Origin of the sequence: Kosakonia quasisacchari (assembly GCF_004331415.1) — a bacterium.
In the GTDB taxonomy this organism is placed as follows: domain Bacteria; phylum Pseudomonadota; class Gammaproteobacteria; order Enterobacterales; family Enterobacteriaceae; genus Kosakonia; species Kosakonia quasisacchari.
Genome location: NZ_SJOP01000008.1, coordinates 22,561 through 49,558, shown reverse-complemented (window position 1 = coordinate 49,558; position 26,998 = coordinate 22,561). Strand labels below are relative to the sequence as shown.

Genomic DNA, 26,998 nt, shown 5'->3' with positions numbered 1-26,998 from the left:
CTCTCCAGCGTCCTCTTAAGAAGTGAAGACACCTGCAACCTGATAAGAAGTGAAAATGAAACCGTCTTTTGAATATTAAGAATTATTATTGAGGATACCTCTATGCCAAAGCTGTTACCGTCAATAAAAAACCTGCCTGTCGCTGCCAAGCTGTTTGGTGGATTTGCAGTTTTGATAATTATTATTGTTCTGTCCTCACTTATCAGCATTCAGCAATCAAGCAATATCCGCGACCACGCACTAAAAGGAAAATTAATCAATGAAATCAGTACCGAACTGAATACCGCACGACGTAACCGTTTGACGTACCAATTAAACCACGATGAAAAATCCCTTGAGGCGAACAAAGCCGCCATTGAAAAAATGGACCAGAAAGCGATTACTGGCCTGGACTTCACCTGGGACAACGATGCCCGCGTGTTGTTTGATGAACTACGCAGCACGATTCCTGATTATGCAAACCAGCGTGACACTTTCGTTAAGCTGGAAAAAGTGACCCTTGAGCAGTCACAGCAACTGACCTCCTCCGATCTGAAAACCCTGCTTGATCAGTTCAATACTCGCCTCGAACAGCAGGAAAACACATCAAAGAGTGAGATATCACTCCTTAATCTCCTGCATAACATTTGGGTAACGGCGTATGAAATCCAGTCATCCGCCGGTAAGCGGGGCATGGATATTTTTGCCCGCCAATATGATGACGCCACAAAAACCCTCCATTCAGAAAACGTGACATTTACTGCTGAAGACAAAGAGATGGCGCAGGCATTCCTCAACGCAATGCAGGGAAATGTCGTGGCGTATGCGGCTGCATTGAAAGAATCTCAGAAGGCGGCGACAGAATTGACCGCTGTGGCAGAGAAAATTAATACCGTTACCTCGGATTTGGTTGTCAGCCAGACACAGAAAAATATCGATATCATTCAGAGGGTAATGATAATTATGGGCGTGGTCGCCCTCTGTGCTGTGCTGACAGGATTACTGGTCGCCTGGCTGCTTACGCGGCAGATGACTCGCCAGATCAAACACAATCTGACACTGGCAGAACGTATTGCCGAAGGCGACCTGACCGCAACCATTGAGCCTCAATCGAAAGATGAACTGGGCCGTCTGACGCTGGCGATGGGCGTGATGAACGATAAACTTCGTGAAATGATCACCCAAATAAAAGAGTCGGTCGTGCATGTTGCCAATGCCTCCTCAGACATTTCAGCAGGCAATATTGATCTGGCTTCCCGCACAGAAGAGCAGTCTGCCGCGGTAGTTGAAACGGCAGCCAGTATGGAAGAGTTGACCTCGACGGTTAAGCGCAATGCCGATAATGCGCGCGAAGCCAGCCAGCTCGCCGGGATGGCGGCAGAACATGCGCGCTCGGGTGGGAAAATTGTCTGGGATGTCGTCAGCACAATGGAAACGATCACCGAAAGCTCAAATAAGATCACGGATATTATCAGCGTAATAAATGGTATCTCTTTCCAGACCAATATCCTTGCGCTTAACGCGGCCGTTGAGGCGGCACGTGCAGGTGAACAGGGTCGCGGTTTCGCCGTAGTAGCCGGAGAAGTGAGAAGCCTGGCGCAGCGCAGTGCCCAGGCCGCTAAAGAGATCGAAGGTCTGATAAAAGAGTCCGTGCAGCGTGTGGTGACGGGTTCAGAAATGGCCAATAAAGCCGGGACGACCATGGAGCAGATTGTCTCATCTGTCACGAATGTGAGTGGTATCATGAATGAAATCTCAAGCGCTTCGGAAGAGCAAAGCAGAGGTATCGATCAAATTGGTAAAGCAGTCACCGAGCTGGATTCAACGACACAACAGAACGCCGCGCTGGTTCAGGAGTCGTCTGCGGCTTCCTTATCACTGGAACAGCAGGCTGAACAGCTTACGCAACTGGTTTCCGTGTTCAAACTGCAATCTGGCACTGCTAAGCCAAAACACACATTAGCGGCGAATCACCGCAAGGCGGATCTGAAACCAGCAACGTCGACAGGTCACAGTGCTGACTGGGAATCGTTCTGACATTTATCCTATCCAAAGTGCCCTTCTGATGAAGAGGGCACGGATAGCGGCACAGGGCGTTTATCATAAACAGGTGGCAGCTTACAGTGGCTGCCTATTTCATGTCTGACAGATAGGGTTCGACGATGGAGACCTTTTGAGTGTCAAAATCAATGGCGAGTGTTGCACCAAGGGGCAATGTCAGCATCGGATGCGTGTGACAACAGTCGAAACCATCAACGATCGGAACGATTTCATCACCTAATACTTCACGTAATACATCGTAAGGCGTCCGCCCGCTTCCCGCGTTATCAAACAACTCATGTTTGCCAAGAAGAATCGCACAAACTTTTTTAAACACACCATTAAGTTTCAGCATGGCAAATGAACGTTCAACAGTTGCAATGTCTTTTAAGCTATCTTCAATAAACAGAATGTCACCGGATCGTATTTCAGGCATCCATTCGCTGCCCCAGATACCTGATAACGTATTAAGATTGCCGCCAATAACTCGCCCTTTTTGTAATCCCTGCCCGATAAACCGACAGTTATTAGCATAAAGTGTTTTAGAACGTACTGGTTCTATATCATCCCAGTTAAGCCGTTCATCAGTCCATTTTTCCGGCAAAACATAGTCGAAGTGACCGTTATTCTGTCCGCAAAGTATTTCAATAAAAGCGTGATATGTAGCGTTAACCAGAGGCGGAAATTCACCGAATGAAGCAACCAATGCCGGGCCATAAAAGGTAATTAATCCTGTTTGCGCATAAATTCCGGCAAGCAAAGCGGTGGTATCTGAATAACCAATAATTATTTTAGGGTCTGCTCTCAGGGCATCATAATCCACAAAAGGTAGCAAGGCGTTACTATTATTCCCCCCTATTGTCGACATCACACAGCGGACTTGCGGATCGCGGATAAGCGCATTGAACTCATGCGCTCGCTCAGCAATCGTGCCGGAGCGATAGAAATCAGACTTCCCGGTCAGTTGACCGGCTTTAAGACGAAACCCTTTCTCCTCGAGGAATCGTTTTCCACGGTTAAAACGATTTGGCGCCGTGGTTGTTACCGGCGCTGATGATGAGAAAAAACCAATGGTGTCTCCGACCTGAAGAGGCGGTGCCAGAAGAGGCTTTATGAAGTTAATCATTGGGATCCTTGTCTGTACTTACCTGCCAGCTTGCGGGCAAAGCCTGTTTAGCCGTCTTACTTGCAGCAACGCCTGACGACATGTTATTTACCGGCACAGCACTGATTTTTGCGGGCTGAAGCAAACGTTGCTGGCGTTACTTCTTCTTATTCAGCATCGATTTTAAATCGGCAAACGGGTTATAGGTTGCTGCTCCGACATCTTTTTGCGCGTCTTCCCCCGCCACCACGGTAGTCCCGTACTGATCGGCTTCCGTGTACTTCGAGTGTTCGTGGTCATGACAAAACAGACATAACAACTCCCAGTTGCTGCCATCTTCCGGGTTATTGGTATGGTCGTGATCGATATGGTGAACCGTTAATTCACGTAAATTCGAATAAACAAACTCCCGTGAACAGCGTCCACACACCCACGGATAAATTTTAAGTGCTTTCTCACGATAACCGCTTTCCAGCCGCGCGTAGTTTTTTGGGATCAAAGCCATTGCCAGTGCCACCTGATATAAAAAGATAATTTTCTACTATATCCCAAAATAGAGCAGAAAGAGACGCACTGGCGTAACCCGCTGCGGTGACGTTGCTGGCAAAGCACCGCAGAGAGCCTGATTTTCAAACAGATACACGCGCACGCATTACGCAGGCAGTTTTACGTCGCTTAGGCGAATGCGCGCTGGCAACCGCTCTATTTCGACTGCATGGCGGTTCGACACCCGGCAAACATATCCAGTCCGGGTTGATAAACACTGCTTTGCACAGTGAACAGCCCGAGAATCGAGTGATAGAGATTGTCATGGCTATAGCTGTTGCTATCGGCATTGCTGCGCAGACAGGAAAGACTGAGCCCTGAATGCTGTGAAAACGCGGGCGAAAGCCACATCACCAGCGGGACATGTGTTTGCTGCTCAGGTGCAATAATGTACGGCGTGCCGTGCAGATACATCCCCCGCTCGCCCAAAGACTCGCCGTGGTCGGAAACGTAAATCATCGCCACATCGCGCTGAGCTGAATAGCGTTGCAACACCGCAATGGTTTTACTCAGCATCCGATCGGTGTAGACCAGCGTATTGTCGTAAGTATTGGTTAGCGCCTCGTTACTGCACTTCTCAATCTGATTGCTATCACAAGTAGGACTGAAGATTTTGGCCTCTATCGGGTAACGTTCAAAGTACGTTGGCCCATGGCTGCCAATTTGGTGCAGCACAATTAATGCGTCCCCCGCCATTGCATCAATGCGCGCAGTAAGCTGATGCAACAGCACCTCGTCATAACAGGTGCCATCTTTATTAACGCAGAGATCGGCAATGTTCTGCGCGGGCATATCATCCGTCGGCACGCGCTCGCAGATACCTTTGCAGCCGCCATTATTATTGTTACGCCACAGGATATGGATGCCGGTGCGTTGCAGAATGTCGAGCAGGTTCTCTTCCGTCGCGGCACGCACGTCGTTGTATTGCGAACGGGTCATGCGCGAAAACATGCACGGCAGCGAAATGGCCGTCGCCGTGCCACAGGATGAGACATGTTTGAAACTGATGATGTCCTCGCGCTGTGACAGCGTTGGGTTGGTCGGGCGAGCATAACCATTAAGCTGGAAGTTCTGCGCCCGCGCGGTTTCCCCGACCACAACAATCACCAGCTTTGGCCGCTCGCCCGTCGCCGTACGCGTTGCATCTTCAGCCACAGTTCGTAACGGCTGCGACTTCACACTGTATTTACGTTTCAGGTAGCCGTTGGTATTGCGGACAACGTTAAACGGCAGCACCTGGTCTTTTAACTGCATATTGTTGCGCAGTAGTGAAGCGTAATCCTTGTAGAACGCGAGGATCACAGCGGCAAAAAGGGTTAACGTCACCACAATATGGCATAGCCACCAGAACAGGTTTTGTAAGGGACGGCCGATTTTTTTGCCGGGCAGCAACACCATCACCGCCGCAGGCAGCACCCCGAGAAAAAGCAGGGTAAGCACCAGCGGAACAGAAAGGTACGAGGTGAGTTCAGCCTGATTGGTTTCAAAGAAATTCTGCACCATGCTGCGGTCGATCAGCACGTTGTAGCGAAGCATAAAATAACTGCAACTGGCGCTAATAACGACCAACGCCACCAGCAGGGGCTTGCGCAAGTACGGCAAAATCATTACCGGTGTCAGCAGCACATTAAGAAAGCAGAACAGGAAAACCGGCAAGCTGATGAAAAATAGCAAATTGTGCAGACTAGTGATCTCAACTTTGGACCACAGCGTTTGCCACAGCGCAATATTGCCAAAGGTGGTAAAGAACAGAGCGGCGACCCAGGTCAGTTGCACCGGGTTGAACCGAAACGATGACAGACGTTGAAACATGCGCAATTCTCAATGGGTTAGAAATGTGCGCAGTATCAACGCCCCAGTGTCAGGAAGTTGTTAAGGTAGTCGGCTCCTTTTTCCCAATGCCGGTTTTCTATGACTCGCCTGCTCATTATCGAAGATAACCCTGAGTTGGTGGCCAACCTGTACGAATTCTTTGAGCCGCTGGGCTACGTGCTGGATGACGCGCGTGATGGCGCCACCGGTCTGCGTATGGCCACGCAGAATGACTACGATGCCATCTTGTTGGATCTGATGCTGCCGCGCCTGGACGGTATGACGCTATGCAGCAAACTTCGCCGTGAATATCAAAACCCGGTACCGGTGCTGATGCTGACCGCGCGCGATCCGGTTGATGACCGCGTGCAGGGCTTTGCGCTGGGTGCGGACGATTACCTGGTAAAACCCTTTTCACTCAAAGAGCTGGACGCACGTATCCAGGCGCTGGTGCGCCGTGCCCAGGGGCGGCAGGTGCAAGGCACATTAAGTTGGGAAGATCTGCTGGTAGATACCCGCGCACCGCAAGCATGGCGGCAAGGCCAGACTATTAACCTGACGCCCACCACCCATAAATTGCTGCTGAGTTTGATGCGCGCAGCACCCGCTGTCGTCAAAAAGCAGGAGATGGAGTACCTGCTCTGGGGCGACGAGCCACCGGAAAGCGGCGCATTGCGCACACATATTCATGACTTGCGCCAGCGAATTGACAAAAACTTCACATCTGCGCTGATAGAAACGGTACATGGCATCGGTTTACGCCTGCATAAGCCCGGGGAGGCTTGCGCAGAATAATCACCAGAGGCAGAACATCCACCATGAAATCCCTTTACCAGCAGATGACGCTCAATACGCGCATTACCATTTCGTTTGTACTGCTGATGGTGGCAGTTATGGCGTTTGTGGTCGTGGCTGAGCAACTCGACTACGACGAACTCCGCGCCTGGGTGATGTCAGAAAGCCTGCACGATGAAGCGCCCCGGCTGGAAGAGGAGATTGCCAACGGCATCCTCCCCACCCTGCCTGAAGACAGCCAGCTCTATAACGCACAAACCGCGCCTGATGTGTTACGCCAGTACACACCGGGCTACCACCGTCTGGAGGAACCTGCCGACCGACACTTGCTGGTATTTGAGCAGCACCAACAACGCTACTACCTGCTACAGGATGGCCAACATTACGCCTGGCTGGAGTGGATAATTGACGGCTTCGCGCCGCTTATCATTCTGTTGTGTGTGCTTGGCGCCTTCTGGATTGGCCGTTTAACATCGGCTCGCGTTACGGTTCCCATCACACAGCTGGCTAATGCCGTCGAGCACAATCAAAAACCGTTACCTTTCCAGGACGCGAGTGATGAAATCGGCGTGCTGGCGCGCGCGTTTGCCCAACACAGCGATGAACTGGAGCGCTTTCTCCAGCGTGAGCGCTGCTTTGTCGGCGATGCCAGTCATGAATTGCGCACACCGCTGGCGATCATTAGCGGAGCGGCGGAAACCATCGTGCACCAGTTACCTGCCGACAGCCATCTGGTGCCTGGTGCGGAGCGGATCCTGCGCACCACTCAGGAAATGCAGCGCCAGTTGACCTGTCTGTTGCTGCTTTCGCGCGATCCGCAAACTCTGCCGCGCAGCGAGGTCGCGCTTCGCCCTTTGCTTGAAGAGTGCATTGCGCGCTGCCAGCCCTGGATGGCAAAAAAGCCCGTCGCGCTGATACTGGACGCCGCGGAGCAAATCCACTTACAGACCAATGCTGAACTGGCGCGCAGCGTTTTCTGGAACCTGCTTCGCAATGCTTGCCAGTACACCGCGGCAGGAGAGATACGTTTGGCGTTGCATGGCGCAACCCTGACCCTTTCTGATACCGGCCCAGGCCTGCCGTCGAGTATCGATCCGCACCATTTTCAGCGCTTTCAGTCCGGCACGCAGCAACATGGCGAGGGGCTTGGCTTATCGATTGTGCAACGCATTGTGGAGCATCTTGGCTGGCGCATGACGGTCGAAAGCTCAGATCAAGGCTGCCGCTTTACGCTGGATATGCAGCGCACGCGCTAACCCGTCACGGCTGTTTACCAATACGTTTCTGTTTTCGATACGGTTTTGACAATTTCCTGACAACTCTTTTCGCATACTGCGCGCTCAAATCTTTCTTCAGGAGATGCAAATGCAATCGTCAGGCCCCAGCGAAACAGGCAAATATTCCCATGGCAAGACCGGAATCTCGCGGATCTTCAGTACGCTGATTTATTCACGCGACGGTTTTCTTACCGCCGTGCATGGCGAGGCGGCCTTCCGCCAACTTCTTGTTTTACATAGTGTACTGATGGTGACGGCTTTCGTTGTTAACGTCAGCGGGGTTGAGCGCGCACTGCTGCTGGCCGTCTGCTTTATCAGCCTGTTAGTGGAGCTGCTAAATTCTGCCATCGAAGCGGTGGTCGATCGCATCTCACTGGAGCGCCACCCGCTTTCTAAAAACGCCAAAGATATGGGCAGTGCAGCCCAAACCACGGCGCTGCTGATGGTAGCTGTCGTGTGGGGCGCGATTTTGTTGGGATAGATGTTAAACACCGTCTGCATCATCAGCCGCCCGGATGATGATGCAGACTCTCTACGCTTTTAAGTAAGACAGCCTTTCACCAGCCCGCGTCAGCACGACAGAATGTTACATTTATGTATCACACGATTGACGTAAAACCCGATTATTATCCCTTCTCACGGGCCTTCAATAAGGCATATTTTTTTGTCTCCCACTCGCTGAAACAGATAACAAAACGCGTTCAGGATGCGCAACAACCCATTATTCAGGAACACTCAACCATGCTCATAAGAAGGGGTTCAATGCCGTTACGATCGCTGCAGGCACTCTGCTTAGTGAACTTTTTCATGGCGGATGTAAGGGACGGGCTTGGCCCTTTTTTGGGGATATTTCTCACTGAACATCAGTGGAAAGCCGACAACATTGGCTGGATGATGACAGCCGGTGGTCTGGCGGGCCTGGTGGCGACAATGCCTTCCGGGTTGGTTGCTGATGCATCACGCCATAAACGAGGATTACTCGTCGTTTGCTGCTTGCTGATCACCACCGCCACGCTGTTGCTCTGGGCATATCCGACTCTTTTTGTTGTCGGTTTCTCGCAATTTGTCACCGGTGTATCCGCCGCCTTTATTGCGCCCCTGTTAATGGGCATTACGCTTGGCTTAACCGGCTCGTCAGGGTTTAACCATCAAATGGGCAGGAACGAGGCGTTTAACCATGGCGGAAATATGAGCGCCGCAATATTGGCAGCCATTCTGGTGTTGTACCTGGGCACCGATGCCGTCTTTATTCTGATGACCGGTATGGCAATCTGCGCAACGCTAGCGGTTTTTGCTATCCGCAATAACGATATTGATAACCGCGCCGCGCGAGGTCTCAGTCGCGACGAAGATCCGGCGGCAGTCCCTCGCCTCTCCGCGATTATTACTCACCCCGCCCTCATCGCGACCGGCGTGACGCTGATGCTGTTTCATCTGGCTAACGCTGCGCTATTGCCGATGCTCAGCATGCGGGTGGCCGCCGCGCCAGGCGGGGAAATGAGCGCCGGTGTTTATGCGGCGGCGACTGTCATTATTTCGCAGCTGGTGATGATTCCCGTCGCCTTATTCGCCGCTGCCAGGGCGGGAAAATATGGTTACCCGTGGCTGATTACGGCAGCGTTAATGGTTTTGCCGCTGCGCGCGGCGCTTGCTTGCGTCTCGGCCGGACCGCTTTTTATGATCCCGGTTCAGATATTAGATGGCGTAGCCGCAGGGCTTCTGGGCGTCGCGGTACCCGGTTATATCGTCAAATTGCTGGAAGGCAGCGGGCACACCAATGCCGGGCAGAGCTTTATTATGCTGTTACAAGGTGTCGGGGCCGCATTCAGCCCGGCGATGGCGGGAACAATTGCGGCAAAATACTCCTACGGCGTGGCGTTTGCCGTGCTTGGCGCAATAGCCCTGCTGGCGCTTCTTATCTGGTGGCTACGCCGTCTTTTTTCTGCCGATCGCACAGCGCGGCAGTATGATTGACGCCGCGCCCGGGCGCGGCTGAAAAAGCGCGGCACATGGTTTCAAATTAATATCGCGTTGGCGGCACGCCGAACATGGCGCGAAACGCAAAGGTAAATGACGCCGGGCTTGAATAGCCAAGCTCAAGTGCCACCTGCGTCACGCTGCGCTTGTTTTTTAACATCACCACCGATTCCAGCAAACGCACCCGTTTTTTCCATTCGCTGAACGCCACGCCAGTCTCCTTTTTGAAACGGCGTGAAAACGTGCGCACCGACATACCGCTACAGGAGGCCCACTGTTCAATGCTGTGCGCGTCGCCGGGCGTTTTCTGGATCTGGCTGCATACTTTTATCAGCAACGGTGATACTGGCCAGGAGACCGATAAGCCGGCGTCGGGCAAGCGTCTGAGCAGGGAAATCAGCACCTGCACCAGTTGGGCGTCATCGCCTGCATCATCATACTTTTCCGGCACGTTTTGCGTGGCGTAGTGAATATACTCACGCACAAAATCACTCACCACCACCACCTTGCTGCCGCTAAAGGGGATAGTGGCAAAATCGGCCTCCACATACAGGCTTTCCAGCAATACGTCGCTGCCGGCAAGAAGACGGTGCGGCACACGAGCCGGGATCCAGACACCATAGAGCACGGGCACCACCAGCGTTTTCCCTTCGATTTCCACCCGCATACTTCCCTCGCGCGCATAGAGAAACTCCGCGAAAGGATGCTCGTGCATGTCGACACCCGTGTCGCCCCGTAAAGGGTAACTGCGAAAGTACACCGGGCGAGGCAAGGCCATCAGCACCGGCGCGGGCTGGCCGCTAATGGGCTGACGAGGCGGTAACACAAGCTTAGAGCACATAACAACCTGACCTCTATTCGATGAAGTTTGTCTTGATAGCACAGCGCAGGCAGAACGGGTTTCCTGAATAATGAACGGGTCATAGATATATTTCACCCGTTGTGAACAATTTACCAGCCACCTGCCTGAGCGATAAGCCTTTTTCGCGCTGACGGGCAGTGAATGACGGGGAAATTACCGGCTGAGCGCACGCTACGTTGAAGGAAAGATGATGGCTAACGAATGTACCGTCGATGTGATCAGTAAACCCGGCCATTGGCTGCGGATCGTCCAGGAACTGCTGTCACAGGCAGGCATTATGATTAATGGCCCCGAACCCTGGGATATCCGCGTGCATGACACGCGTTTTTTCAAACGCGTGTTACAGCAGGGTTCACTCGGGCTCGGTGAAAGTTATATGGAGGGCTGGTGGGATTGCAAACAGCTTGATGTGTTTTTTGACAAGCTGCTGCGCGCCAGGCTCGATGAGCAGCGCCCAGCCCGTTTCGCCGACCTGATGCGCATCGCCGCTGCGCGCATCGTCAACCCTCAGTCCCGTCGACGCGCCTGGCAAGTGGGCGAAGTGCATTACGATCTTGGCAACGATCTGTTTAGCCGCATGTTGGATCCCCATATGCAGTACTCGTGCGGTTACTGGAAAAACGCCGATGAACTGTGTGCGGCGCAGGAAAATAAGCTCGCGCTGATCTGCGAAAAACTGCAACTTAAACCCGGCATGACGCTGCTGGATATTGGCTGCGGCTGGGGCGGTTTAGCGGAATATGCGGCGCGCCATTATGGTGTGAGCGTCGAAGGGATTACCATTTCGGCAGAGCAAAAAGCCTACGCCGAAAGCCACAGCGAGGGGCTGGATATTCGAATCCTGCTGCAGGATTACCGCGATCTGGATAAACGCTATGACCGCATCGTCTCTGTCGGCATGTTCGAACATGTTGGCCCGAAAAACTATGCGACCTATTTTAACGCTGTGGATCGCTGCCTGAAGCCCGATGGCTTATTTTTGCTGCACTCGATTGGTTCGAATAAAACCCTGCATAACGTCGATGCCTGGATCAATAAATATATATTTCCTAATGGCTGCCTGCCCTCCATAAAACAGATTGCTGATGCCAGCGAACCCTATTTTGTTATCGAAGATGTGCATAATTTCGGCGCAGATTACGACAAGACCTTAATGGCATGGTATCGCCGCTTTAATCAGGCCTGGCCACAAATAGCAGGCAATTATTCGACGGAATTTCACCGTATGTTTAATTATTACCTCACCGCCTGCGCGGGTGCATTTCGCGCCAGAAATATCCAGCTTTGGCAAATCGTATTAAGCCGTGGCGTCACCGGCGGGCTGCGCGTGGCGCGCTAAAGAGACGATTAAACCGGCAAGCACAAACGCCCTCACCGCCTGCCCGAAATTAAAAATGACGCGATGCCGTTATCTGCGCTGGAAGCTAAATAATATGAACGTAAATTTCTTTGTTACCTGCATTGGGGACGCGCTGAAATCACGCATGTCGCGAAACAGTGTTCTGCTACTTGAGCAGTTAGGTTGCCATGTTCAGTTTCCTGAAAAACAGGGTTGCTGCGGTCAACCGGCAATTAATAGCGGCTACATCCGTGATGCGCTGCCGGGCATGAAAGCGCAGATTGCGGCGCTGGAAATCAACGACTACCCGATTATCTCGCCTGCCAGTTCCTGCATGAACGCGATTCGTCACTATCCGGACTGGCTAGTCGATGAGCCGGAGTGGGCGACGCGCGCGGCGAAGATTGCCAGCCGAATGGTCGATCTGACCTCCTTTATTGTTAACCAGCTTGGCGTAACCGATGTCGGCGCGCGCCTGCCAGGGCGGGCGGTCTATCATCCCTCGTGCAGCCTGTTTCGTAAGCTCGGGGTACGTGATGAACCGCTGGCGCTGCTGCGCGAGGTACGTGAGCTGGAAATTGTGCCGTTTGGCGCGCAGGAAACCTGCTGCGGTTTTGGCGGCACTTTTTCGGTCAAGATGGCTGAAATTTCCGGCGAGATGGTGAAGGAAAAGGTCGCGCATATCATGCAAGCCAAACCGGATTATCTGATTGGCGCGGATGCCAGTTGCCTTTTGAATATTGGCGGGCGTTTACAACGTGAAGGCCAGAACGTGCGTGTGTTGCATATCGCTGATGTGCTGATGAGCCGCTAAGGAAACACCATGTCTTTAAAAACCAGCAATGTCCCCTTTTATGAACGGGTTCAGCAGCAAATCGACGATCCGGTGATGCGCCACGCCGTTGCCAACGCGCAGGATCGGATTGGTATCAATCGGCAGAAAATGGTCGATGAACTGGAAAACTGGCCCGACTGGCGCTCGCGCGCCGCTGAAATCCGCGCCCATGTTCTCGACAATCTGGATGCCTATCTTTACCAGTTGAGCGAAAAGGTCAGCGCTAACGGCGGTCACGTCTTTTTTGCCGACACGCGTGAAGATGCCACCCGCTATATTTTGCAGATTGCCGGGCAGAAACAGGCGCGCAAAATCGTTAAATCGAAGTCGATGGTGACCGAAGAGATCGGCATGAACGCCGCGCTTGAAGCGGCAGGCATTGAGATCGTGGAAACGGATCTGGGCGAGTATATTCTGCAACTCGCCAAAGACGCCCCTTCGCACGTGGTAGTCCCTGCCATTCATAAAGATCGCCATCAAATTCAGCAGGTTTTGCGCGAAAAGCTGGGTTATAACGGCCCCGAAACGCCGGAAGCCATGACGCGCTTTATTCGCCAGAAGATCCGTGAGGATTTCCTCAGCGCCGACATCGGCATCACCGGGTGCAATTTTGCGGTCGCAGAAACCGGCACACTCAGCCTGGTGAGCAATGAAGGCAATGCGCGACTTTGTACCACCGTGCCGAAAACGCATATTGCCGTTATGGGCATGGAGCGCGTGGTGCCAACATTCGCTGAACTGGATATCATCCTGACAATGCTGGCGCGCAACGCGGTTGGTGCCCGTCTTACGGGATATAACACCTGGCTTACCGGTGCGAAAGGGAGCATGGAAAGCGACGGGCCGGAAGAGTTCCATTTGGTTATCGTCGACAATGGCCGCTCGCAGGTGCTGGGCTCGCCTTTCCAGGACATCCTGCGCTGCATCCGCTGCGGGGCTTGCATGAATACCTGCCCGGCCTACCGCCACATCGGCGGGCACGGTTACGGCTCGATTTATCCCGGCCCGGTTGGTGCGGTGCTCACGCCGTTGCTCGGCGGCTATGATGATTTCAAAAACCTGCCCTATGCCTGCTCATTATGTACAGCCTGCGATGATGTCTGCCCGGTGCGTATTCCGTTGTCGTCACTGATCCTTCAGCACCGGCGCACGCTGGCAGAAAGCGGAAAAACGCCGGCGATGGAAAGGCATACCGTTCATCTGTTCAATTACGCCAACCGTCATCCCCGGCTATGGAAAGTCGGAATGGTGGCTGGCGCACGCGCCGCCCAACTGATGATCCGCAACGGCAAGATGCCGTTTACTATTGCGGCAATCAGCAAGTGGACGGAGGCCCGCGATCTGCCCGATGCCGATGGCGAGAGTTTCCGTAGCTGGTTTAAAAAACACCAAAAGCAGCGTAAAAACGGGGAGCAAGCATAATGGAAAACCGCGATGCATTTATGCAAAAAATTGCCGGACGGCTTGGTCGCGAACCGCGTCAGATACCGCAACCGCTGGCATTTTCCGGGCATGCTCCGCTGACAAGCCGCTATGCCGGTCAGATCCAGCAGCATCCGTGCGACAGTTTTATTGAATACGCGACAACGGTTATGCAGGCACACTGCGAAGTGGCCCCGCTGGCGACAATCCCCCAGCTTGCCGAACGAATATGTAACCAGTACGGCGGCGGCCCGCTGCTGATTAGCGGCGATGCCCGGCTGGCAAATGTAGGTATCACAGCGCATTTGCAGCACACGTTTCCAACACATTGCTGGGACTCATCGGGCGGGGAAGAGAATCTTCGCCGCGCCGCAGAAGCCAATATTGGCGTGGTCTACGCCGAATATGGTCTGTGTGAAACCGGCGGGGTGGTGCTCTTTTCCTCTGAGTTACAGGGGCGGGCTATCAGTCTGCTGCCCACCACTACGGTGTTCGTTATCTATAAGAGCAGATTGCTGTACGGCGTCACGCCACTGGCGCACGTTTTGCGCCAGCGGGTGCAGGAAGGCGAATCTCTTCCTTCGTGTATCAATCTTATCGCCGGGCCAAGTTCGACGGCCGATATTGAACTGATTAAAGTCGTGGGCGTCCATGGGCCACTGAATGCCGTCTACTTAATGATTGAAGATTGCTGATGCGGATAATCTGACGGGCAGAAATATATCATCCGCCCGCTAATACAGTGCCGTGATTACTCTTTTGCGTTTGGGGAGGAAGTATTGATGGCTTCCCCAAACGCTGCGCATTAACAGCAGGTATTGATATGAGAAAAAAGTCCTCGTTATATCTGATGAGCTTAACCATCCAGGATATTCTCCAGTGGATAGAGAGCAATATTGCCGAACCTTTGCCGCTGGGCGTATTAGCTAAAAAATCCGGTTATTCTGCGTGGCATTTCCAGCGCGGTTTTAAACAAATCGCCGGCATGTCGCCTGGGGTGTACATTCGATATCGCCGCATGGTGATCGCAAAAGCGTTACTGAGCGAAACCCATCGCTCTATTACCGACATTGCCCTGCACCTGGGTTATCAGCAGCAGTCAACATTCTGCCGCGCGTTTCGCGAACAGTATCAATTAACGCCAAGGCAATATCGCCTTTATGCTCAGGACCAGGCGGCGCAGGAATAAACCGGTCTCCGCGTTGCCACCCATCCAGGCTACACTGAAAAGCTCGACCAGCACGCAAGGGATATGGAATGTCAGCTCAGGATTTATCAAAAATGGGCGCTGCAAACGTGGCGCTTGTTGTAGATGAACAAGGCCAACGCTTTATTGAGAAATATCCCGTTAGTGACGTCGAGTATGCTTTCTATCAACATGCGGCTTATCGGCTCAACGCGGCAAAAATTGCCTCGCCAACGCTGTTATTCGCCGATCCTGCACAACACTTGTTACGACTGGAATATATTCCCCACCCGGTTTCTCAGGATGCCGTGGCCAGCGATGAAGTGTTAGCGATGCTGGCTCGCTTGCATCGCTTTGCGCCAGACGCGGCATGGCACTATCACACTCACACATGGTCTGTTTCCGCGCTGGAAAAATCGCTGGCGCTGCTGGCGTTGCCGGAACAGGCCTCGCAACAACTGCGCTGTTTTCAGCAATGTAGCGCGGTGCTATTTCGCCATCCGGGATTAATTTCCGGCGACAGCAATGCGGGCAACTGGGGACGAAGGGAGAACGGCGAGCTGGGGCTTTTCGACTGGGAACGATTTTCCGTGGGCAGCCCGGCGATTGACCTTGCGCCCCTGATAAAAGGGATGGGCACAACACACGCTTTTCACGCGCTTGCCGAGCGCTATTGTCGTATTGCGGGTCATGCAACACCGCACGATCTCGGCCGGGAGATTGCCATTGCCAAAGCATGGATTGTTACCGAAGTGGTTATCCTGCTTGCTGAACGGCAGAAAACCGATCTGCTCCGTTATCTCGACTGGTATCGGGAACATCTTGCAGGCTGGTTAGACAGCACCATTACCCTGCTCCGATCGCGGTAGTTTATTGTTCTGTTCGCGTAGCTTTCACTACGGTTTCAGCATAGGGTGTTATGAGCATTAGCTCATTAACAGGAACCGTATGATGCGTGATCTTCCCCCCACTGCGACGCTGCGCGCATTTGAAGTTGCGACCCGCCACACCACCTTTACCGCAGCGGCAGAAGAGCTGTGTATTACGCAAAGTGCCGTCAGCCATCAGCTAAAAAACCTTGAGGAAATCTGGGGATTACCGCTTTTTCAGCGTGGAAAGACCCTCAGCCTGACGCCAGCCGGTGCTGCGCTCGCGCCGCTGGTGCGTGAATTTTTTAGCAAACTGGAAACCACTCTTGCCGATTTGCGTGAGCAAAAAGGCCGGGTGCGACTGCGTGTCAACACGACCTACTCTTTTGCACTGAAATGGTTGCTCCCGCGCTTGCCGGGTCTGGCACGGCTGCATCCGGAAATTCTGGTGACGCTGGAAAGCACCGATCAAGCCATTAACTTCGCCAGCACAGACGCCGATGTGGCGATCCGTTTCGGTCACGGGAATTATCCGGCGCTGCACACGGAATTTATGTTCCGCGAGCAGCTTTTCCCGGTCGCCAGCCCGGCGCTTTTGCAGCGTTTTGGCACGCCGGATGAGCCTGCCGAATTGCTGCGCTATCCGCTGCTGACGCGCGACGGAGCCGATCTGGTTCCCAAATGGGACGCCTGGTTTAAGCAGGTTGGTGTCAATACCGACGTGCTGCACGAGAACGTGCGTTTTGCCGACACCAATATGACCATTGAAGCGGCGTTACTGGGTCAGGGAATTGCGCTGGCGCGCAGTGGGCACGTTGAGAAAGAGATCGGCGACGGCACGCTGGTACGGCTTTTTGACGTGCCCTTTCCTTCACCGGCCGCCTATTACTTTGTCTGCCCGCAGGGGATCGAAACGCAGCCGCACATTGTGACTTTCCGCAGCTGGCTATTGGCAGAATCACAACAGGCACAGCTTAACTATCGCTAAGCATGAGTGTTTACTCATGGTTGAATGACGACACTTCACTTTTCATCCGGGCATGTGCTGATTAGCATCGATACATGCCCACTTACCTTGTTTTGCTGACGTTATTCGCCGCGCTGCTGCATGCCAGCTGGAATACGCTCTTACGCGGCGGCACGGATCGGTTGTGGACGATGACCATCATGTGCGTGGCGATAGCCTTCACCTGCGTTGTCGTTGCGCCGTTTTTACCATTGCCAGCTTATGCCAGCTGGAAATATGCGCTGCTGTCAGCGCTGCTGCATGTCGGCTATAACCTGTGTCTGGTACGGAGTTATCAGAGCGGGGATCTCGGGCAAACCTACCCGATTGCGCGGGGTTCTTCACCGCTGATGGTGACGTCGGGGGCGGCGCTGTTTGCCGGGGAAAAGGTGGCCATTAACGCACTGGCTGGCATTGGGTTGATTTCCGGCGGTATTCTGCTGCTTGCCCTGCAACGCCGCCGTCTGGCGCTGCCGGGTCTGAAATATTCACTGGCCACTGGCGCGTTTATCGCCGCGTACAGCGTGGTGGATGGTATCGGTGTACGCATCGCCGGTGATGCCATCGCCTATACCGTGTGGATAAGTGCGTTATGGGGCGTGCTGATGCCAGCGCTCTATATCGGGCTTCGCGGCGCAAAAAATTTACTGCGCTGGCGGCCCGATGTACTCAGTGCTGCCGCAGGCGGGCTGGTTTCTCTGCTGGCTTACGGCATCATTATTTATGCGATGGCGACCGCGCCAATGGGGGCGGTTTCAGCGCTGCGTGAAACCAGCGTTCTGTTTGCCGCGCTACTGGGTTATCTGTTTCTCGGCGAAACCTTAACGCTAAAAAAAGTGCTGGCGTGTACGGTGATTGCGACCGGCACGGTAATGATTGGTTAACCACATCAGGAGAACTCACCATGTCTGATTTTCCGACAATTGCGCTGCTTGGCCCGGGCGCTATCGGCACGACGATTGCTGCGGCGCTGCATGAAGTGGGCCGCGCGCCCGTTTTGTGCGGGCGTACCGCCCACCCGCAATTAATTCTGCGTCACGATGAGGGGGAAATAGTGGTGCCCGGCCCGGTATTGAGCGATCCGGCAGCGCTCAGCCAGAGGTTCGATTTGGTCTTTGTGGCGGTGAAAACCACCCAAGTCGCGGACAGCGCCAGTTGGCTGGCTGCGTTATGCGATGAAAACACAGTGGTGTGCGCGCTGCAAAACGGCGTCGAGCAAAAAAGCCAGCTAGAACCGCGGGTCAACGGCGCAAGCGTGCTGCCTTCCGTCGTGTGGTTTCCGGCGCAGCGAGAGCCGGATGCCTCTGTCTGGTTGCGCGCCAAACCGCGCCTGACGCTACCGGATGAACCGCAGGCCAAACGGGTGGTGGAAGCGCTCAGCAATACGCGCTGCGCGGTGGAATTGTCAGCCGATTTTACGTCGATCGCCTGGCGTAAGCTGTTGCAGAATGCGGTCGCCGGTCTGATGGTGCTCGCCAATCGCCGCGCCGGCATGTTCTCGCGCGGGGATATCACTGCGCTGGCGCTGGCGTACCTGGGCGAATGCCTGACGGTTGCGCGCGCGGAAGGTGCGGTGCTCAGCGATAATGTTGCCCAGGACATTGTCGACGGTTTTCATCGTGCGCCTGCGGATTTAGGGACGTCAATTCTTGCCGACCGCCAGGCAAACCGACCGCTGGAGTGGGATATTCGTAACGGCGTGGTGCAGCGCTATGGGCGCACGCATGGCATTCCCACGCCCATCAGCGATGTGGTGGTTCCGCTGTTGGCCGCAGGCAGTGAAGGACCCGGTTGATTGCCCTGTTTTGCGCCATCACCTCCGTGGCACGAAGCACCTTGATACTGTTCGTTTCGTCATCAGAAAACGCGGTGTGCCAGGCTTAAAGGGAAATTCGTGTGCCTGCAAAGGCAACGCCTGGTTTACCTTCTGATGACGCGAGGAAAGCATGACACAGATATCGTCTCTCTCTGACCACGAAGTTCACCTGCTTGATCGCTACTGGCGCGCGGCCAATTACCTCTCTGTCGGGCAAATCTACTTGATGGATAACCCGCTACTGCGCGAGCCGCTCAGGCCGGAACACATCAAACCGCGCCTGCTGGGCCACTGGGGAACCACGCCGGGGTTGAATTTTATCTATGTTCATCTCAACCGCGCCATTCGCCAGCGCGATCTCGATATGATTTATATCTGCGGCCCCGGTCATGGCGGGCCCGGTATGGTGGCAAACACCTGGCTTGAGGGGAGCTACAGCGAAATCTACCCGCAGATAAGCCAGAACGCTGAGGGCATGAAAAAGCTGTTCCGGCAATTTTCCTTCCCCGGCGGTATCCCCAGCCACGCCGCACCCGAAACGCCGGGCTCGATTAATGAAGGCGGCGAGCTGGGTTACTCACTCTCACATGCGTTTGGCGCGGTGTTCGATAACCCGTCCCTTATCGCCGCGTGCGTGATTGGTGATGGCGAAGCGGAAACCGGCCCGCTGGCCTCCAGCTGGCACGGCATAAAATTTCTCAACGCCGCCCGCGACGGCGCGGTGCTGCCGATCCTGCACCTGAACGGGTACAAAATTGCCAACCCCACGCTCCTCGGGCGCACCAGCGATGATGATTTACAACAGCTCTTTCGCGGCTATGGCTACGAACCGCTGTTTGTCAGCGGCCATGAACCGGCCAGAATGCACCGCCAGATGGCGGAAACGCTGGAACGGGCGCTGAACAGCATCCGTGACTATCAGCAACAGGCGCGAAGCGGCAACGCGCAGACTACCGTGCCGCGCTGGCCGATGATCATTTTGCGCAGTCCCAAAGGCTGGACCGGCCCACAAACTGTCGACGGTAAAAAAGTGGAGGATTTCTGGCGCGCGCACCAGGTTCCGGTCTCGTCATGCCGTGAAAACGATGAACACCGCCAACTGCTGGAAGACTGGATGCGCAGCTACCAGCCAGACGATCTTTTCGATGAATTAGGGCAGCTCAAAACAGAACTACAAGCACTGGCACCGGTAGGGGACAAACGCATGGGCGCGTCGCCGTGGGCCAACGGTGGTCGCTTACGCCGGGATCTGGTGACGCCAGAATTGCACCATTACGCCGTCGACGTGGCATCACCGGGCGAGACGCAGGCCGAATCCACCGCCGCGCTGGGCGCGTATCTGGCCGGTATTTTTGAGCACAACCGCGATAATTTTCGTCTGTTTGGCCCCGACGAAACGGCCTCTAACCGGTTGAGCAAAGTGTTCGACGTAACGAATCGCACCTGGCAGGAGCCGCTTAAACCCTATGATGAGCAACTGGCACGCGATGGCCGGGTGATGGAGATCCTGAGCGAACATCAATGCCAGGGCTGGCTTGAGGGCTATTTACTGACCGGACGGCATGGCCTGTTCAACTGTTATGAGGCGTTTATTCATATTGTCGACTCGATGTTTAACCAGCACGCAAAATGGCTAAAAGTGTCGCGCAGCCTGCCCTGGCGCGCGCCGATATCGTCGCTCAATTACCTGCTCTCTTCGCATGTCTGGCGCCAGGATCACAATGGTTATAGCCATCAGGACCCCGGTTTTATCGATCACGTCGCCAATAAAAAAGCGGATGTTGTGCGCATTTACCTGCCGCCCGACGCCAACACGCTGTTATGTGTTGCCGACCACTGCCTGAAAACCTGGGATCGCATTAATGTCATTGTGGCGGGGAAACAGCCTGCGCCTCAGTGGCTCAATCTCGACGACGCGGCAAAACACTGCGCCGCTGGGATGGGGATCTGGTCCTGGGCCGGAAACGTGCAGCAGAACGAAACCCCGGATGTGGTGATGGCGTGCGCCGGCGATGTGCCGACCATGGAAACCCTCGCCGCGGTCGATCTGCTGCGTAATTACCTGCCCAAGTTGCGTATTCAGGTGGTGAACGTCGTGGATGTAATGGCGCTGCAAACCCAGGATCAGCATCCGCATGGCCTGAGCGAAGAGGCCTTCGAAGCGATTTTTACTGCTGATAAGCCGGTGATTTTTGCCTTTCACGGCTACCCGAGTCTGATTCACCGCCTCACTTATCAGCGTAACAATCACCGTCATTTTCACGTGCACGGCTTTATGGAAGAAGGCACCACCACCACGCCGTTTGATATGACGGTGCTCAACGAGCTGGATCGCTTTCACCTGGCGCAAGAGGCGATTTTGCGCGTGCCGTCGTTGCAGGGTAAAGCGGATGACATTCTGGAGGATCTGGCGCAAAAAATTGCCGCGCACCATCAGTATGTCCGCGAATATGGTGAAGATTTGCCTGAAGTGCAGAACTGGAAATGGCCGTCACAGCAAGGCGAAGGCAACGTACCGGAGTAAACCAGTGCGCAGCCCGCACGCGCAATTACCCATGTGTTAACCAGTAGACACGCCGTTCACGAAGAGCGGCGTGTTTGCGTTGGGAGGCGCTTTGCTGGCACATCTTTGGGTAGCAGCTATACCTGTTAAGAAGATGATTTTGCTCGGGAGGTGTATGGAATATCTGGCCTGGACCGCTGCGGCGGGGTGTTTGTTGCTGTTTATGTCTCTCTCTTACGGCTGGATAAGTCGTGTCCCGATCCCCATTTTTGGCCTCTATTTGCTGGTGGGCATCGCCTGCGGGCCGTGGATGTTGGGGCTGATTGGCATCGATATTGTTCGCCACGCCCCGCTCACCAGCCGGATAACTGAAATGGCGATGGCGGCGTCGCTTTTTATCACCGGGCTCAAAATCCGCCTGCCGCTCACCTCGCCTTACTGGCGGATGGGCATCATGCTGGCACTGCCCGCTATGCTGCTGACCATTGCCGGGATTATGCTCGCCGCCCATTTTATGGCCGATCTTTCGTGGCCATTATCGCTGGCGCTGGCGGCCATTCTCGCGCCTACCGACCCGGTACTGGCAAGCCTGGTGGCTATCAACGATGCGCAGGATGATGACCGCCTCAGAATCGCCTTATCCAGCGAAGCCGGTTTGAATGATGGCACCGCCCTGCCTTTTTTAATGCTGGCGCTGGTCTGGCAAAAGGCCGGAGGCACAATCAGCGCTGACGAGTGGTTTCGCTGGCTGAGTGTCGATCTGCTCTGGGCACTGGCCGGTGGGTTGGGTATCGGTTTTATTCTCGGGCGACTAATTGGTCTGGTCGCCACGCGCTCACGCCACGCGCAAGGAGAAGTAGCACCCAGCGATTTTATTGCATTAGCGCTGATTTGCCTGAGCTTTTCGCTGGCAATGATGCTCAGTGCTTCCGGTTTCCTCGCGGCATTCGCCGCAGGGATCGGCCTGCGCAGCGCGGAGATGAGCGTACAAAAACGCCATACCAACGAGGAAGATCATGATCTGCCAGCCGAGATGCAGGTTAACCCGCATACCCGGCACGGGCTCGAAGAGCATAATCCGATCAAATCCGTCGGTCTGGTGGTAGGCGATGCGCTCTCCTTTGGCGATACCGTTGAGCGGTTGCTGGCCGCCGGGCTGGTGATTGTACTTGGTGTGACACTGTCACAACACTGGGATGTACACGCTCTGCTGCTGGCTTTCACCGTGTTTGTCATTATTCGTCCCCTCGCTGTTTGGCTACTGACATGGCGTTCGGGTGAATCATTGCTGCATCGGTTAAGTCTTGGCTGGTTGGGCATTCGCGGGATTGGCAGTCTTAACTATATCGCTTACGCCTGGACGCATGGCCTCCAGAACGCGGGGGCGATAACCGATATCGCCATCACCATCGTGACGCTAAGCGTGCTGGTACATGGTATTTCGGTCACGCCGTTACTCACCCTGCGGCGAAAGCAGGAACAGCGCTGAAACGTCGCTGCAAACGCGCGAACCATCACCCCTAACAGGCCGATTTCGCATGGCGTTGTTGACCTCGCTGGTGTAGTAATGAGTGCCTTGTTGGAACAGAAGGAGGCCACCATGAAAGCCGCAATCTATTTTCAGCCGGGGAAACCCGAGGTTTTACGTTATACCGATGTCCCGTTACCGGTCTGTGGCCCTGACGATGTGCTGATCCGCGTAGAAGCCATTGCTCTTGAGGGCGGCGATGTGATTAATCGCGCCACGGCCTTCCCCGGCGCGCAAGGTAGCATTCCCGGTTATTCCGCAGCGGGCACGATTATTGAAGTCGGTGCGCGGGTAAAAGATCGCCACCCAGGGCAACGCGTAGCCACGCTCGCGCTGGAGGGTTCTCATGCGCAGTACCGCGTTACACCCGCGCAATGGTCATGGGTCATTCCCGAAGGTCTGGATGTCGTTTCGGCATCCGTTATCCCGGTAAGTTTTGGCACGGCTGCCTGGGCGCTCTTTTCACGCTTAAAGATCAAAGCAGGCGATAGCGTGCTTATTCAGGGTGGCGCTGGCGGCGTTGGGGTTGCCGCCATTCAGCTTGCAAAGATGCAGGGCGCGCGCGTACTCGCCACGCTTTCCGGCGATGCCCGCGTGAGCCAACTGACAAAACTCGGGCTTGATGTCGCGCTGGACTATCGCCAGCAGGATATTGTCGCTGAGGTAAAACGGCTAACAAACGCAGCCGGCGTGGACGGCGTACTTGATCTGGTCGGTTCGACACTGGAGCAATCGATCGCCTGTCTGCGTGAATGGGGAACCGTGGTGCTGGCCGGTAACGCCGGGGGAAATGCCCGCGCCGATCTGGCGGCATTACAGCAAGCCAATCAAACGATTAGCGGGCTTTTCTGGGGACGCGAACTTGCCCACCAGCAGGCAAGAGATTCCATCGACACGCTGTTGGTGGATGCAAGAGATAAAAAATTCAGCGTGATCATTGACAGAGAATTTCCCTTGCAAGAGGTGGTACAAGCCCACGGCTACGCAGAGGAAAACCGCGTATTGGGCCGCATTATTCTGCGCCCCTGACGGCTGGCGGGTGGCGAGAAGCATTCATGCACGCCGCGATATCACGCTTATCGCTACACGCAATGCGCTGATTTATCTGCGCCATCATCCACGGGAAAAACGGGTTGGCGGTGGCGCGCATCAGCGTATCAAGACTCACCGTCAGCGTATTGGTTTCACCGCGTAGCGAAATGGTGCCCAGGCTTATTCCGTATTGGTTGTTCTGCGCCGGATAAAGGCCGTATAGGGGGTCATTCAGTGGAAACGGCAGCGCAATGTGTGACAGTGAGAACATCCCCGGCGGCCAGGCAATGTGCAAGGCGTCTTGCTTCTCCTGCACCGATTGCGCGGGCGTCGTGCGGGCAACCGTGTCAAAACTGTCGGCAGCGACATTGGCAATGACGGTTGTCGTGTAATGACGTGGCGGTGCGGGCAGCAGTGTGTTCACCGCCTGCCAGGATGAGGGACGAAACAGCGCACCGGCATTGGCCGCCTGGTTAATATCAAACAACACCAACTCGCTGCCGTTTTGCGGCAAGTAACGGTACAGCGCGTCGACCACCGCGCGGGCACCGACCGTGGAATCCATCACCGACTGGAACGTCATCACCGGCGGCAAACCCTTTATCAGCCCGCTGCGCGCGGCCTGCTGGAGCTGCTGCTGCAACGCCTGCGTTAACAACCATGATTGCCGGGCGGCGTTAACCGGAAACGAATTGTATTTATACGGGTTGAATTCGGGCACCACATTAAGCCACGCCGCTTTAGCAAACGCCGGAAACGCCGCCGGCCAGCCAGCGAGCCCGGCAAAACGCGCATAGGACGGGACGCCGATCATCGGCGATAACAGAATGATTTGTTGCGGGCGGCGCAGCGCGGTGTTGCTAAGGCTCTCCAGCGCATACTGCATGGCCAGCGCGCCCCCGTTCGAATAGCCGACGAGATGGAGAGGTACAGATGATCCCGTGATCCTCGTGGCTTCCCGCACAGCCAGGCGCGTTGTCGCCAGCCATTGTTCGCGATTCACTTTTGCCAGCGCGCCCGGTGCCGTGCCGTGACCCGGCAAGCGCGGTACCACCACCACAAACCCCTGTTGCTGCCAGGCCTGCGCCAGATAGCGCATGCTATAGGGTGAATCCGTCAGCCCATGCAGCAATACCGCCGCGCCGCGAATGTTGCCTTGCGGCATCAACACCTGCGAGCGGTTCCAGTCGGGTTGAAAACGTGCGGGGTAAACCCGGCTTTGCGCGTAAAAGCGGTTGAGCGGCGTTTTCTCATCGTCGCTGAGCGCATCCGTAAGCTGCGCTTTCATGTCGCGGAAAATGCTGTCTTCGCGCGCCAGATAGTCGGCGAAACTGGCGCGGTCAATCTCTTCAGCACGCATTTCATCGGCAGACCAGCGGTGCCATGACTGCAAAGAAGGGCCTTTTTCCGACTGATACACACGGCCAATAAAAAAAACGATGCCGAGGACAAGCAGCCCAACGGCAAACTTTTTGGCAAGTGGGATGAGCTTAAAACCTAACATTAGTGCCCTTTATCGCCACAAAGTGCGGCGATGCCGTTACGAAACAGTGCACAGAGGATAGTGCCACTTCTCAGGTCGCGGCAAATCCCGACACCAGCAGGCAAGCATAAAAAAACCCTGGTGTGGCAGGTGTTGGCAAAAAGATGGTTACAACAAATGGAGCCAGTAGAAGCCAATAAAGGGAAGGCAAAAAACCGGTATTGGCAGATTATGACCACCGTCTGGTTTCACGGACGGCGGCAATAATCCCTCGTTCCTGAGGTCAGATATCATCCGTCGTATGGTGTACAACAATTTCCAGCGTATTGCGGATAATGTCGCTTCGTACCACATCATCCGTGCTTTCGATCATTCGGATTAGCTCAAGAATCAACGCTTTATGGGTTATACGTTCATCGGCTGCGACTATGCGTCTGATGGCGATACCAAGAATGGCGGATTCCTCTGCAAGTTTTTCACCGCCGCTGCGAAAATATTCCATGAGAGAAAGGTCAGAAAGATTGTCGTACCCATCAGAACTTTCAAGCATCGCCTGGCTCATTTCATTACCCCGTGTTGAGTTCATTCTTATCAGCACTTAATTCAGTGTTTTTTACTACTGCCCGGCTGCTTGTTGCCAAACAGTGGATAAATGTTATCCCTGCGATCCTCATTCCATTCCATGCCTACTGTATCTGCGCCACGCCGCATTTCGCCCAACGTGTTATTGCCAATTTCGACAATAATGCGCCCCAGCATCTTGCGCCGTTGGCTGTCTGGCTCACTGCTCTCCATCGACCGTAGCCGTGCTATCAGAGCCGGCGTGCTGATAGGAGAGTTGTCTTTCAGGAGGGACAACACGGCCACTCCGATAAGTTCATCTGTCAGTTGCTCTATTTCACTACTGTTCATAACTGCATCTCGGGTTGCCGCCCGTTGCCGAAGTGCAATTGCGGCATGAAGCCCATTCTCACGTGGTAACGTTCTGCCAAAGTGCCTGGCGCGCCGTGAGAATTGACTTAAATTACCAGGTGATTTATCGCGATTGGTCTTTCCATCTTAACGATCAAACAACAAACCAATCAGCGTGTGATAGTGGCTCTCCTCTTCCGGGCCAGATGCTTTTTCGAGCCGTGACAATAACTTGCTACAAATAGCCTTACGGTTCAGATTTCGGCCTTCGGTAAGGATCTCGACAGCGATGCGTCCTAATGTTTCTTGTTGTGTCGGCAGCGTGGCTTTCTCAAAATAGCGAGTAACACCGTTCGCTGTGTTCGGAAGGAAACCGTTCTGTTGCATCTGTCACTCCTCTAAAGTCCATGAGTCAGTAAAGTATAATTAAAGTTATACAAATATTTCCAATATGTACATAAAAATTGTACAAAATAATTAGCCGCCTATAGAAACAGTGTATTACTCATTATTAATCAACAAATTATATAAAAAACAAATCCTTTAAGCGCGTCGATTTTGTACAAATTATCGGTATCGACGCCAGTTTTTTCCTTAACATATCTGCATCATCGTCTGCTACTGTGCGCGAACTAATTGAAAACAAATGGGATAACGGCAAGACGACTGGGGTA

Annotated in this window: 25 protein-coding genes; 17 read left to right on the top strand and 8 right to left on the bottom strand. The window is 54.3% G+C overall.

Annotation, left to right across the window (positions count from 1 at the left end):
* Positions 1-102: 102 nt before the first annotated feature.
* Positions 103-2,016 carry a methyl-accepting chemotaxis protein gene (locus E0L21_RS10335; RefSeq protein ID WP_131409162.1) on the top strand — a complete coding sequence of 638 codons (1,914 nt, stop codon included), beginning with the start codon at positions 103-105 and terminating at the stop codon, positions 2,014-2,016.
* Positions 2,017-2,110: 94 nt separating this feature from the next.
* Here the strand turns inward: E0L21_RS10335 and E0L21_RS10330 are convergent, their stop codons facing one another.
* The 3 genes from E0L21_RS10330 to E0L21_RS10320 form a co-directional block, all read right to left on the bottom strand.
* Entirely contained in the window at positions 2,111-3,145 is a 1,035-nt protein-coding gene (locus E0L21_RS10330; protein ID WP_131409159.1) for a S66 family peptidase, read from the bottom strand.
* Positions 3,146-3,281: 136 nt separating this feature from the next.
* Entirely contained in the window at positions 3,282-3,629 is a 348-nt protein-coding gene (gene yajD, locus E0L21_RS10325; protein WP_013365700.1) for an HNH nuclease YajD, read from the bottom strand.
* 197 nt (positions 3,630-3,826) lie between these two features.
* A complete protein-coding gene (locus E0L21_RS10320) occupies positions 3,827-5,482 on the bottom strand; it encodes a phosphoethanolamine transferase (protein ID WP_131409157.1) in 1,656 nt (551 codons plus the stop codon).
* 99 nt (positions 5,483-5,581) lie between these two features.
* Between E0L21_RS10320 and E0L21_RS10315 the strand changes: the two genes are divergently transcribed.
* From E0L21_RS10315 to E0L21_RS10300, 4 genes are all read left to right on the top strand, one after another.
* Positions 5,582-6,277: a response regulator transcription factor gene (locus E0L21_RS10315; RefSeq protein ID WP_131409155.1), complete on the top strand. Its 696-nt coding sequence runs from the start codon at positions 5,582-5,584 to the stop codon at positions 6,275-6,277.
* Between the two features lie 23 nt (positions 6,278-6,300).
* A complete protein-coding gene (locus tag E0L21_RS10310) occupies positions 6,301-7,533 on the top strand; it encodes a sensor histidine kinase (protein ID WP_131409153.1) in 1,233 nt (410 codons plus the stop codon).
* Positions 7,534-7,642: 109 nt separating this feature from the next.
* Entirely contained in the window at positions 7,643-8,035 is a 393-nt protein-coding gene (locus E0L21_RS10305; RefSeq protein WP_131409151.1) for a diacylglycerol kinase, read from the top strand.
* Positions 8,036-8,316: 281 nt separating this feature from the next.
* The gene (locus E0L21_RS10300) at positions 8,317-9,528 is read left to right on the top strand and encodes an MFS transporter (protein WP_208430927.1); all 1,212 of its coding nucleotides are present in this window, start codon (positions 8,317-8,319) and stop codon (positions 9,526-9,528) included.
* 46 nt (positions 9,529-9,574) lie between these two features.
* Here E0L21_RS10300 and E0L21_RS10295 read toward each other — a convergent pair whose 3' ends face one another.
* On the bottom strand, positions 9,575-10,372 hold the full coding sequence (locus E0L21_RS10295) for a helix-turn-helix domain-containing protein (protein ID WP_131409147.1): 798 nt from the start codon (positions 10,370-10,372) through the stop codon (positions 9,575-9,577).
* Positions 10,373-10,583: 211 nt separating this feature from the next.
* On the opposite strand from E0L21_RS10295, the gene cfa reads away from it, so the two are divergent.
* From cfa to E0L21_RS10235, 12 genes are all read left to right on the top strand, one after another.
* The gene (gene cfa, locus E0L21_RS10290) at positions 10,584-11,732 is read left to right on the top strand and encodes a cyclopropane fatty acyl phospholipid synthase (RefSeq protein ID WP_131409145.1); all 1,149 of its coding nucleotides are present in this window, start codon (positions 10,584-10,586) and stop codon (positions 11,730-11,732) included.
* Positions 11,733-11,826: 94 nt separating this feature from the next.
* Positions 11,827-12,546 (top strand): (Fe-S)-binding protein, encoded by a 720-nt coding sequence (locus E0L21_RS10285; RefSeq protein ID WP_131409143.1) that lies wholly within the window; start codon positions 11,827-11,829, stop codon positions 12,544-12,546.
* A gap of 9 nt (positions 12,547-12,555) precedes the next feature.
* On the top strand, positions 12,556-13,989 hold the full coding sequence (locus E0L21_RS10280; RefSeq protein WP_131409141.1) for a LutB/LldF family L-lactate oxidation iron-sulfur protein: 1,434 nt from the start codon (positions 12,556-12,558) through the stop codon (positions 13,987-13,989).
* Positions 13,989-14,684, top strand: coding sequence for a LutC/YkgG family protein (locus E0L21_RS10275; RefSeq protein WP_131409139.1), 696 nt, complete (start codon positions 13,989-13,991; stop codon positions 14,682-14,684). Before E0L21_RS10280 ends, E0L21_RS10275 begins: the two co-directional genes overlap by 1 nt.
* 128 nt (positions 14,685-14,812) lie before the next feature.
* Positions 14,813-15,178 carry a helix-turn-helix transcriptional regulator gene (locus E0L21_RS10270; RefSeq protein WP_131409137.1) on the top strand — a complete coding sequence of 122 codons (366 nt, stop codon included), beginning with the start codon at positions 14,813-14,815 and terminating at the stop codon, positions 15,176-15,178.
* A gap of 68 nt (positions 15,179-15,246) precedes the next feature.
* Positions 15,247-16,044: a phosphotransferase family protein gene (locus E0L21_RS10265; protein WP_131409135.1), complete on the top strand. Its 798-nt coding sequence runs from the start codon at positions 15,247-15,249 to the stop codon at positions 16,042-16,044.
* An 82-nt stretch (positions 16,045-16,126) separates the two neighbouring features.
* The gene (gene gcvA / locus E0L21_RS10260) at positions 16,127-17,032 is read left to right on the top strand and encodes a transcriptional regulator GcvA (RefSeq protein WP_131409434.1); all 906 of its coding nucleotides are present in this window, start codon (positions 16,127-16,129) and stop codon (positions 17,030-17,032) included.
* A 74-nt stretch (positions 17,033-17,106) separates the two neighbouring features.
* Positions 17,107-17,934 (top strand): DMT family transporter, encoded by an 828-nt coding sequence (locus E0L21_RS10255; protein WP_131409133.1) that lies wholly within the window; start codon positions 17,107-17,109, stop codon positions 17,932-17,934.
* A gap of 20 nt (positions 17,935-17,954) precedes the next feature.
* The gene (locus E0L21_RS10250) at positions 17,955-18,845 is read left to right on the top strand and encodes an oxidoreductase (RefSeq protein ID WP_131409131.1); all 891 of its coding nucleotides are present in this window, start codon (positions 17,955-17,957) and stop codon (positions 18,843-18,845) included.
* Between the two features lie 151 nt (positions 18,846-18,996).
* Complete coding sequence (locus E0L21_RS10245; RefSeq protein ID WP_131409128.1) at positions 18,997-21,390, top strand: phosphoketolase family protein; 2,394 nt, start codon at positions 18,997-18,999, stop codon at positions 21,388-21,390.
* 154 nt (positions 21,391-21,544) lie between these two features.
* Entirely contained in the window at positions 21,545-22,858 is a 1,314-nt protein-coding gene (locus tag E0L21_RS10240) for a cation:proton antiporter (protein WP_131409126.1), read from the top strand.
* Between the two features lie 111 nt (positions 22,859-22,969).
* Positions 22,970-23,926 carry a quinone oxidoreductase family protein gene (locus E0L21_RS10235; RefSeq protein WP_131409124.1) on the top strand — a complete coding sequence of 319 codons (957 nt, stop codon included), beginning with the start codon at positions 22,970-22,972 and terminating at the stop codon, positions 23,924-23,926.
* Here the strand turns inward: E0L21_RS10235 and E0L21_RS10230 are convergent.
* The 4 genes from E0L21_RS10230 to ycgZ all read right to left on the bottom strand — a co-directional run bounded on the left by E0L21_RS10230 (position 23,910) and on the right by ycgZ (position 26,711).
* Positions 23,910-25,433, bottom strand: a complete 1,524-nt coding sequence (locus tag E0L21_RS10230; protein ID WP_131409122.1) for an alpha/beta hydrolase — start codon at positions 25,431-25,433, stop codon at positions 23,910-23,912. The genes E0L21_RS10235 and E0L21_RS10230 overlap by 17 nt on opposite strands.
* 262 nt (positions 25,434-25,695) lie before the next feature.
* Positions 25,696-25,974, bottom strand: coding sequence for a biofilm development regulator YmgB/AriR family protein (locus tag E0L21_RS10225; RefSeq protein WP_170312059.1), 279 nt, complete (start codon positions 25,972-25,974; stop codon positions 25,696-25,698).
* A 41-nt stretch (positions 25,975-26,015) separates the two neighbouring features.
* Complete coding sequence (locus E0L21_RS24985) at positions 26,016-26,324, bottom strand: hypothetical protein (RefSeq protein WP_165501899.1); 309 nt, start codon at positions 26,322-26,324, stop codon at positions 26,016-26,018.
* 147 nt (positions 26,325-26,471) lie between these two features.
* Entirely contained in the window at positions 26,472-26,711 is a 240-nt protein-coding gene (ycgZ, locus tag E0L21_RS10215; RefSeq protein WP_131409120.1) for a regulatory protein YcgZ, read from the bottom strand.
* Positions 26,712-26,998 lie beyond the last annotated feature (287 nt).

Excerpts from the sequence above, each read along its gene's own strand:
- E0L21_RS10335 (WP_131409162.1), top strand. The coding sequence starts at position 103 with ATGCCAAAGCTGTTACCGTCAATAAAAAACCTGCCTGTCGCTGCCAAG.
- E0L21_RS10330 (WP_131409159.1), bottom strand. The coding sequence starts at position 3,145 with ATGATTAACTTCATAAAGCCTCTTCTGGCACCGCCTCTTCAGGTCGGA.
- yajD (WP_013365700.1), bottom strand. The coding sequence starts at position 3,629 with ATGGCTTTGATCCCAAAAAACTACGCGCGGCTGGAAAGCGGTTATCGT.
- E0L21_RS10320 (WP_131409157.1), bottom strand. The coding sequence starts at position 5,482 with ATGTTTCAACGTCTGTCATCGTTTCGGTTCAACCCGGTGCAACTGACC.
- E0L21_RS10315 (WP_131409155.1), top strand. The coding sequence starts at position 5,582 with ATGACTCGCCTGCTCATTATCGAAGATAACCCTGAGTTGGTGGCCAAC.
- E0L21_RS10310 (WP_131409153.1), top strand. The coding sequence starts at position 6,301 with ATGAAATCCCTTTACCAGCAGATGACGCTCAATACGCGCATTACCATT.
- E0L21_RS10305 (WP_131409151.1), top strand. The coding sequence starts at position 7,643 with ATGCAATCGTCAGGCCCCAGCGAAACAGGCAAATATTCCCATGGCAAG.
- E0L21_RS10300 (WP_208430927.1), top strand. The coding sequence starts at position 8,317 with ATGCCGTTACGATCGCTGCAGGCACTCTGCTTAGTGAACTTTTTCATG.
- E0L21_RS10295 (WP_131409147.1), bottom strand. The coding sequence starts at position 10,372 with ATGTGCTCTAAGCTTGTGTTACCGCCTCGTCAGCCCATTAGCGGCCAG.
- cfa (WP_131409145.1), top strand. The coding sequence starts at position 10,584 with ATGGCTAACGAATGTACCGTCGATGTGATCAGTAAACCCGGCCATTGG.
- E0L21_RS10285 (WP_131409143.1), top strand. The coding sequence starts at position 11,827 with ATGAACGTAAATTTCTTTGTTACCTGCATTGGGGACGCGCTGAAATCA.
- E0L21_RS10280 (WP_131409141.1), top strand. The coding sequence starts at position 12,556 with ATGTCTTTAAAAACCAGCAATGTCCCCTTTTATGAACGGGTTCAGCAG.
- E0L21_RS10275 (WP_131409139.1), top strand. The coding sequence starts at position 13,989 with ATGGAAAACCGCGATGCATTTATGCAAAAAATTGCCGGACGGCTTGGT.
- E0L21_RS10270 (WP_131409137.1), top strand. The coding sequence starts at position 14,813 with ATGAGAAAAAAGTCCTCGTTATATCTGATGAGCTTAACCATCCAGGAT.
- E0L21_RS10265 (WP_131409135.1), top strand. The coding sequence starts at position 15,247 with ATGTCAGCTCAGGATTTATCAAAAATGGGCGCTGCAAACGTGGCGCTT.
- gcvA (WP_131409434.1), top strand. The coding sequence starts at position 16,127 with ATGCGTGATCTTCCCCCCACTGCGACGCTGCGCGCATTTGAAGTTGCG.
- E0L21_RS10255 (WP_131409133.1), top strand. The coding sequence starts at position 17,107 with ATGCCCACTTACCTTGTTTTGCTGACGTTATTCGCCGCGCTGCTGCAT.
- E0L21_RS10250 (WP_131409131.1), top strand. The coding sequence starts at position 17,955 with ATGTCTGATTTTCCGACAATTGCGCTGCTTGGCCCGGGCGCTATCGGC.
- E0L21_RS10245 (WP_131409128.1), top strand. The coding sequence starts at position 18,997 with ATGACACAGATATCGTCTCTCTCTGACCACGAAGTTCACCTGCTTGAT.
- E0L21_RS10240 (WP_131409126.1), top strand. The coding sequence starts at position 21,545 with ATGGAATATCTGGCCTGGACCGCTGCGGCGGGGTGTTTGTTGCTGTTT.
- E0L21_RS10235 (WP_131409124.1), top strand. The coding sequence starts at position 22,970 with ATGAAAGCCGCAATCTATTTTCAGCCGGGGAAACCCGAGGTTTTACGT.
- E0L21_RS10230 (WP_131409122.1), bottom strand. The coding sequence starts at position 25,433 with ATGTTAGGTTTTAAGCTCATCCCACTTGCCAAAAAGTTTGCCGTTGGG.
- E0L21_RS10225 (WP_170312059.1), bottom strand. The coding sequence starts at position 25,974 with ATGAGCCAGGCGATGCTTGAAAGTTCTGATGGGTACGACAATCTTTCT.
- E0L21_RS24985 (WP_165501899.1), bottom strand. The coding sequence starts at position 26,324 with ATGAACAGTAGTGAAATAGAGCAACTGACAGATGAACTTATCGGAGTG.
- ycgZ (WP_131409120.1), bottom strand. The coding sequence starts at position 26,711 with ATGCAACAGAACGGTTTCCTTCCGAACACAGCGAACGGTGTTACTCGC.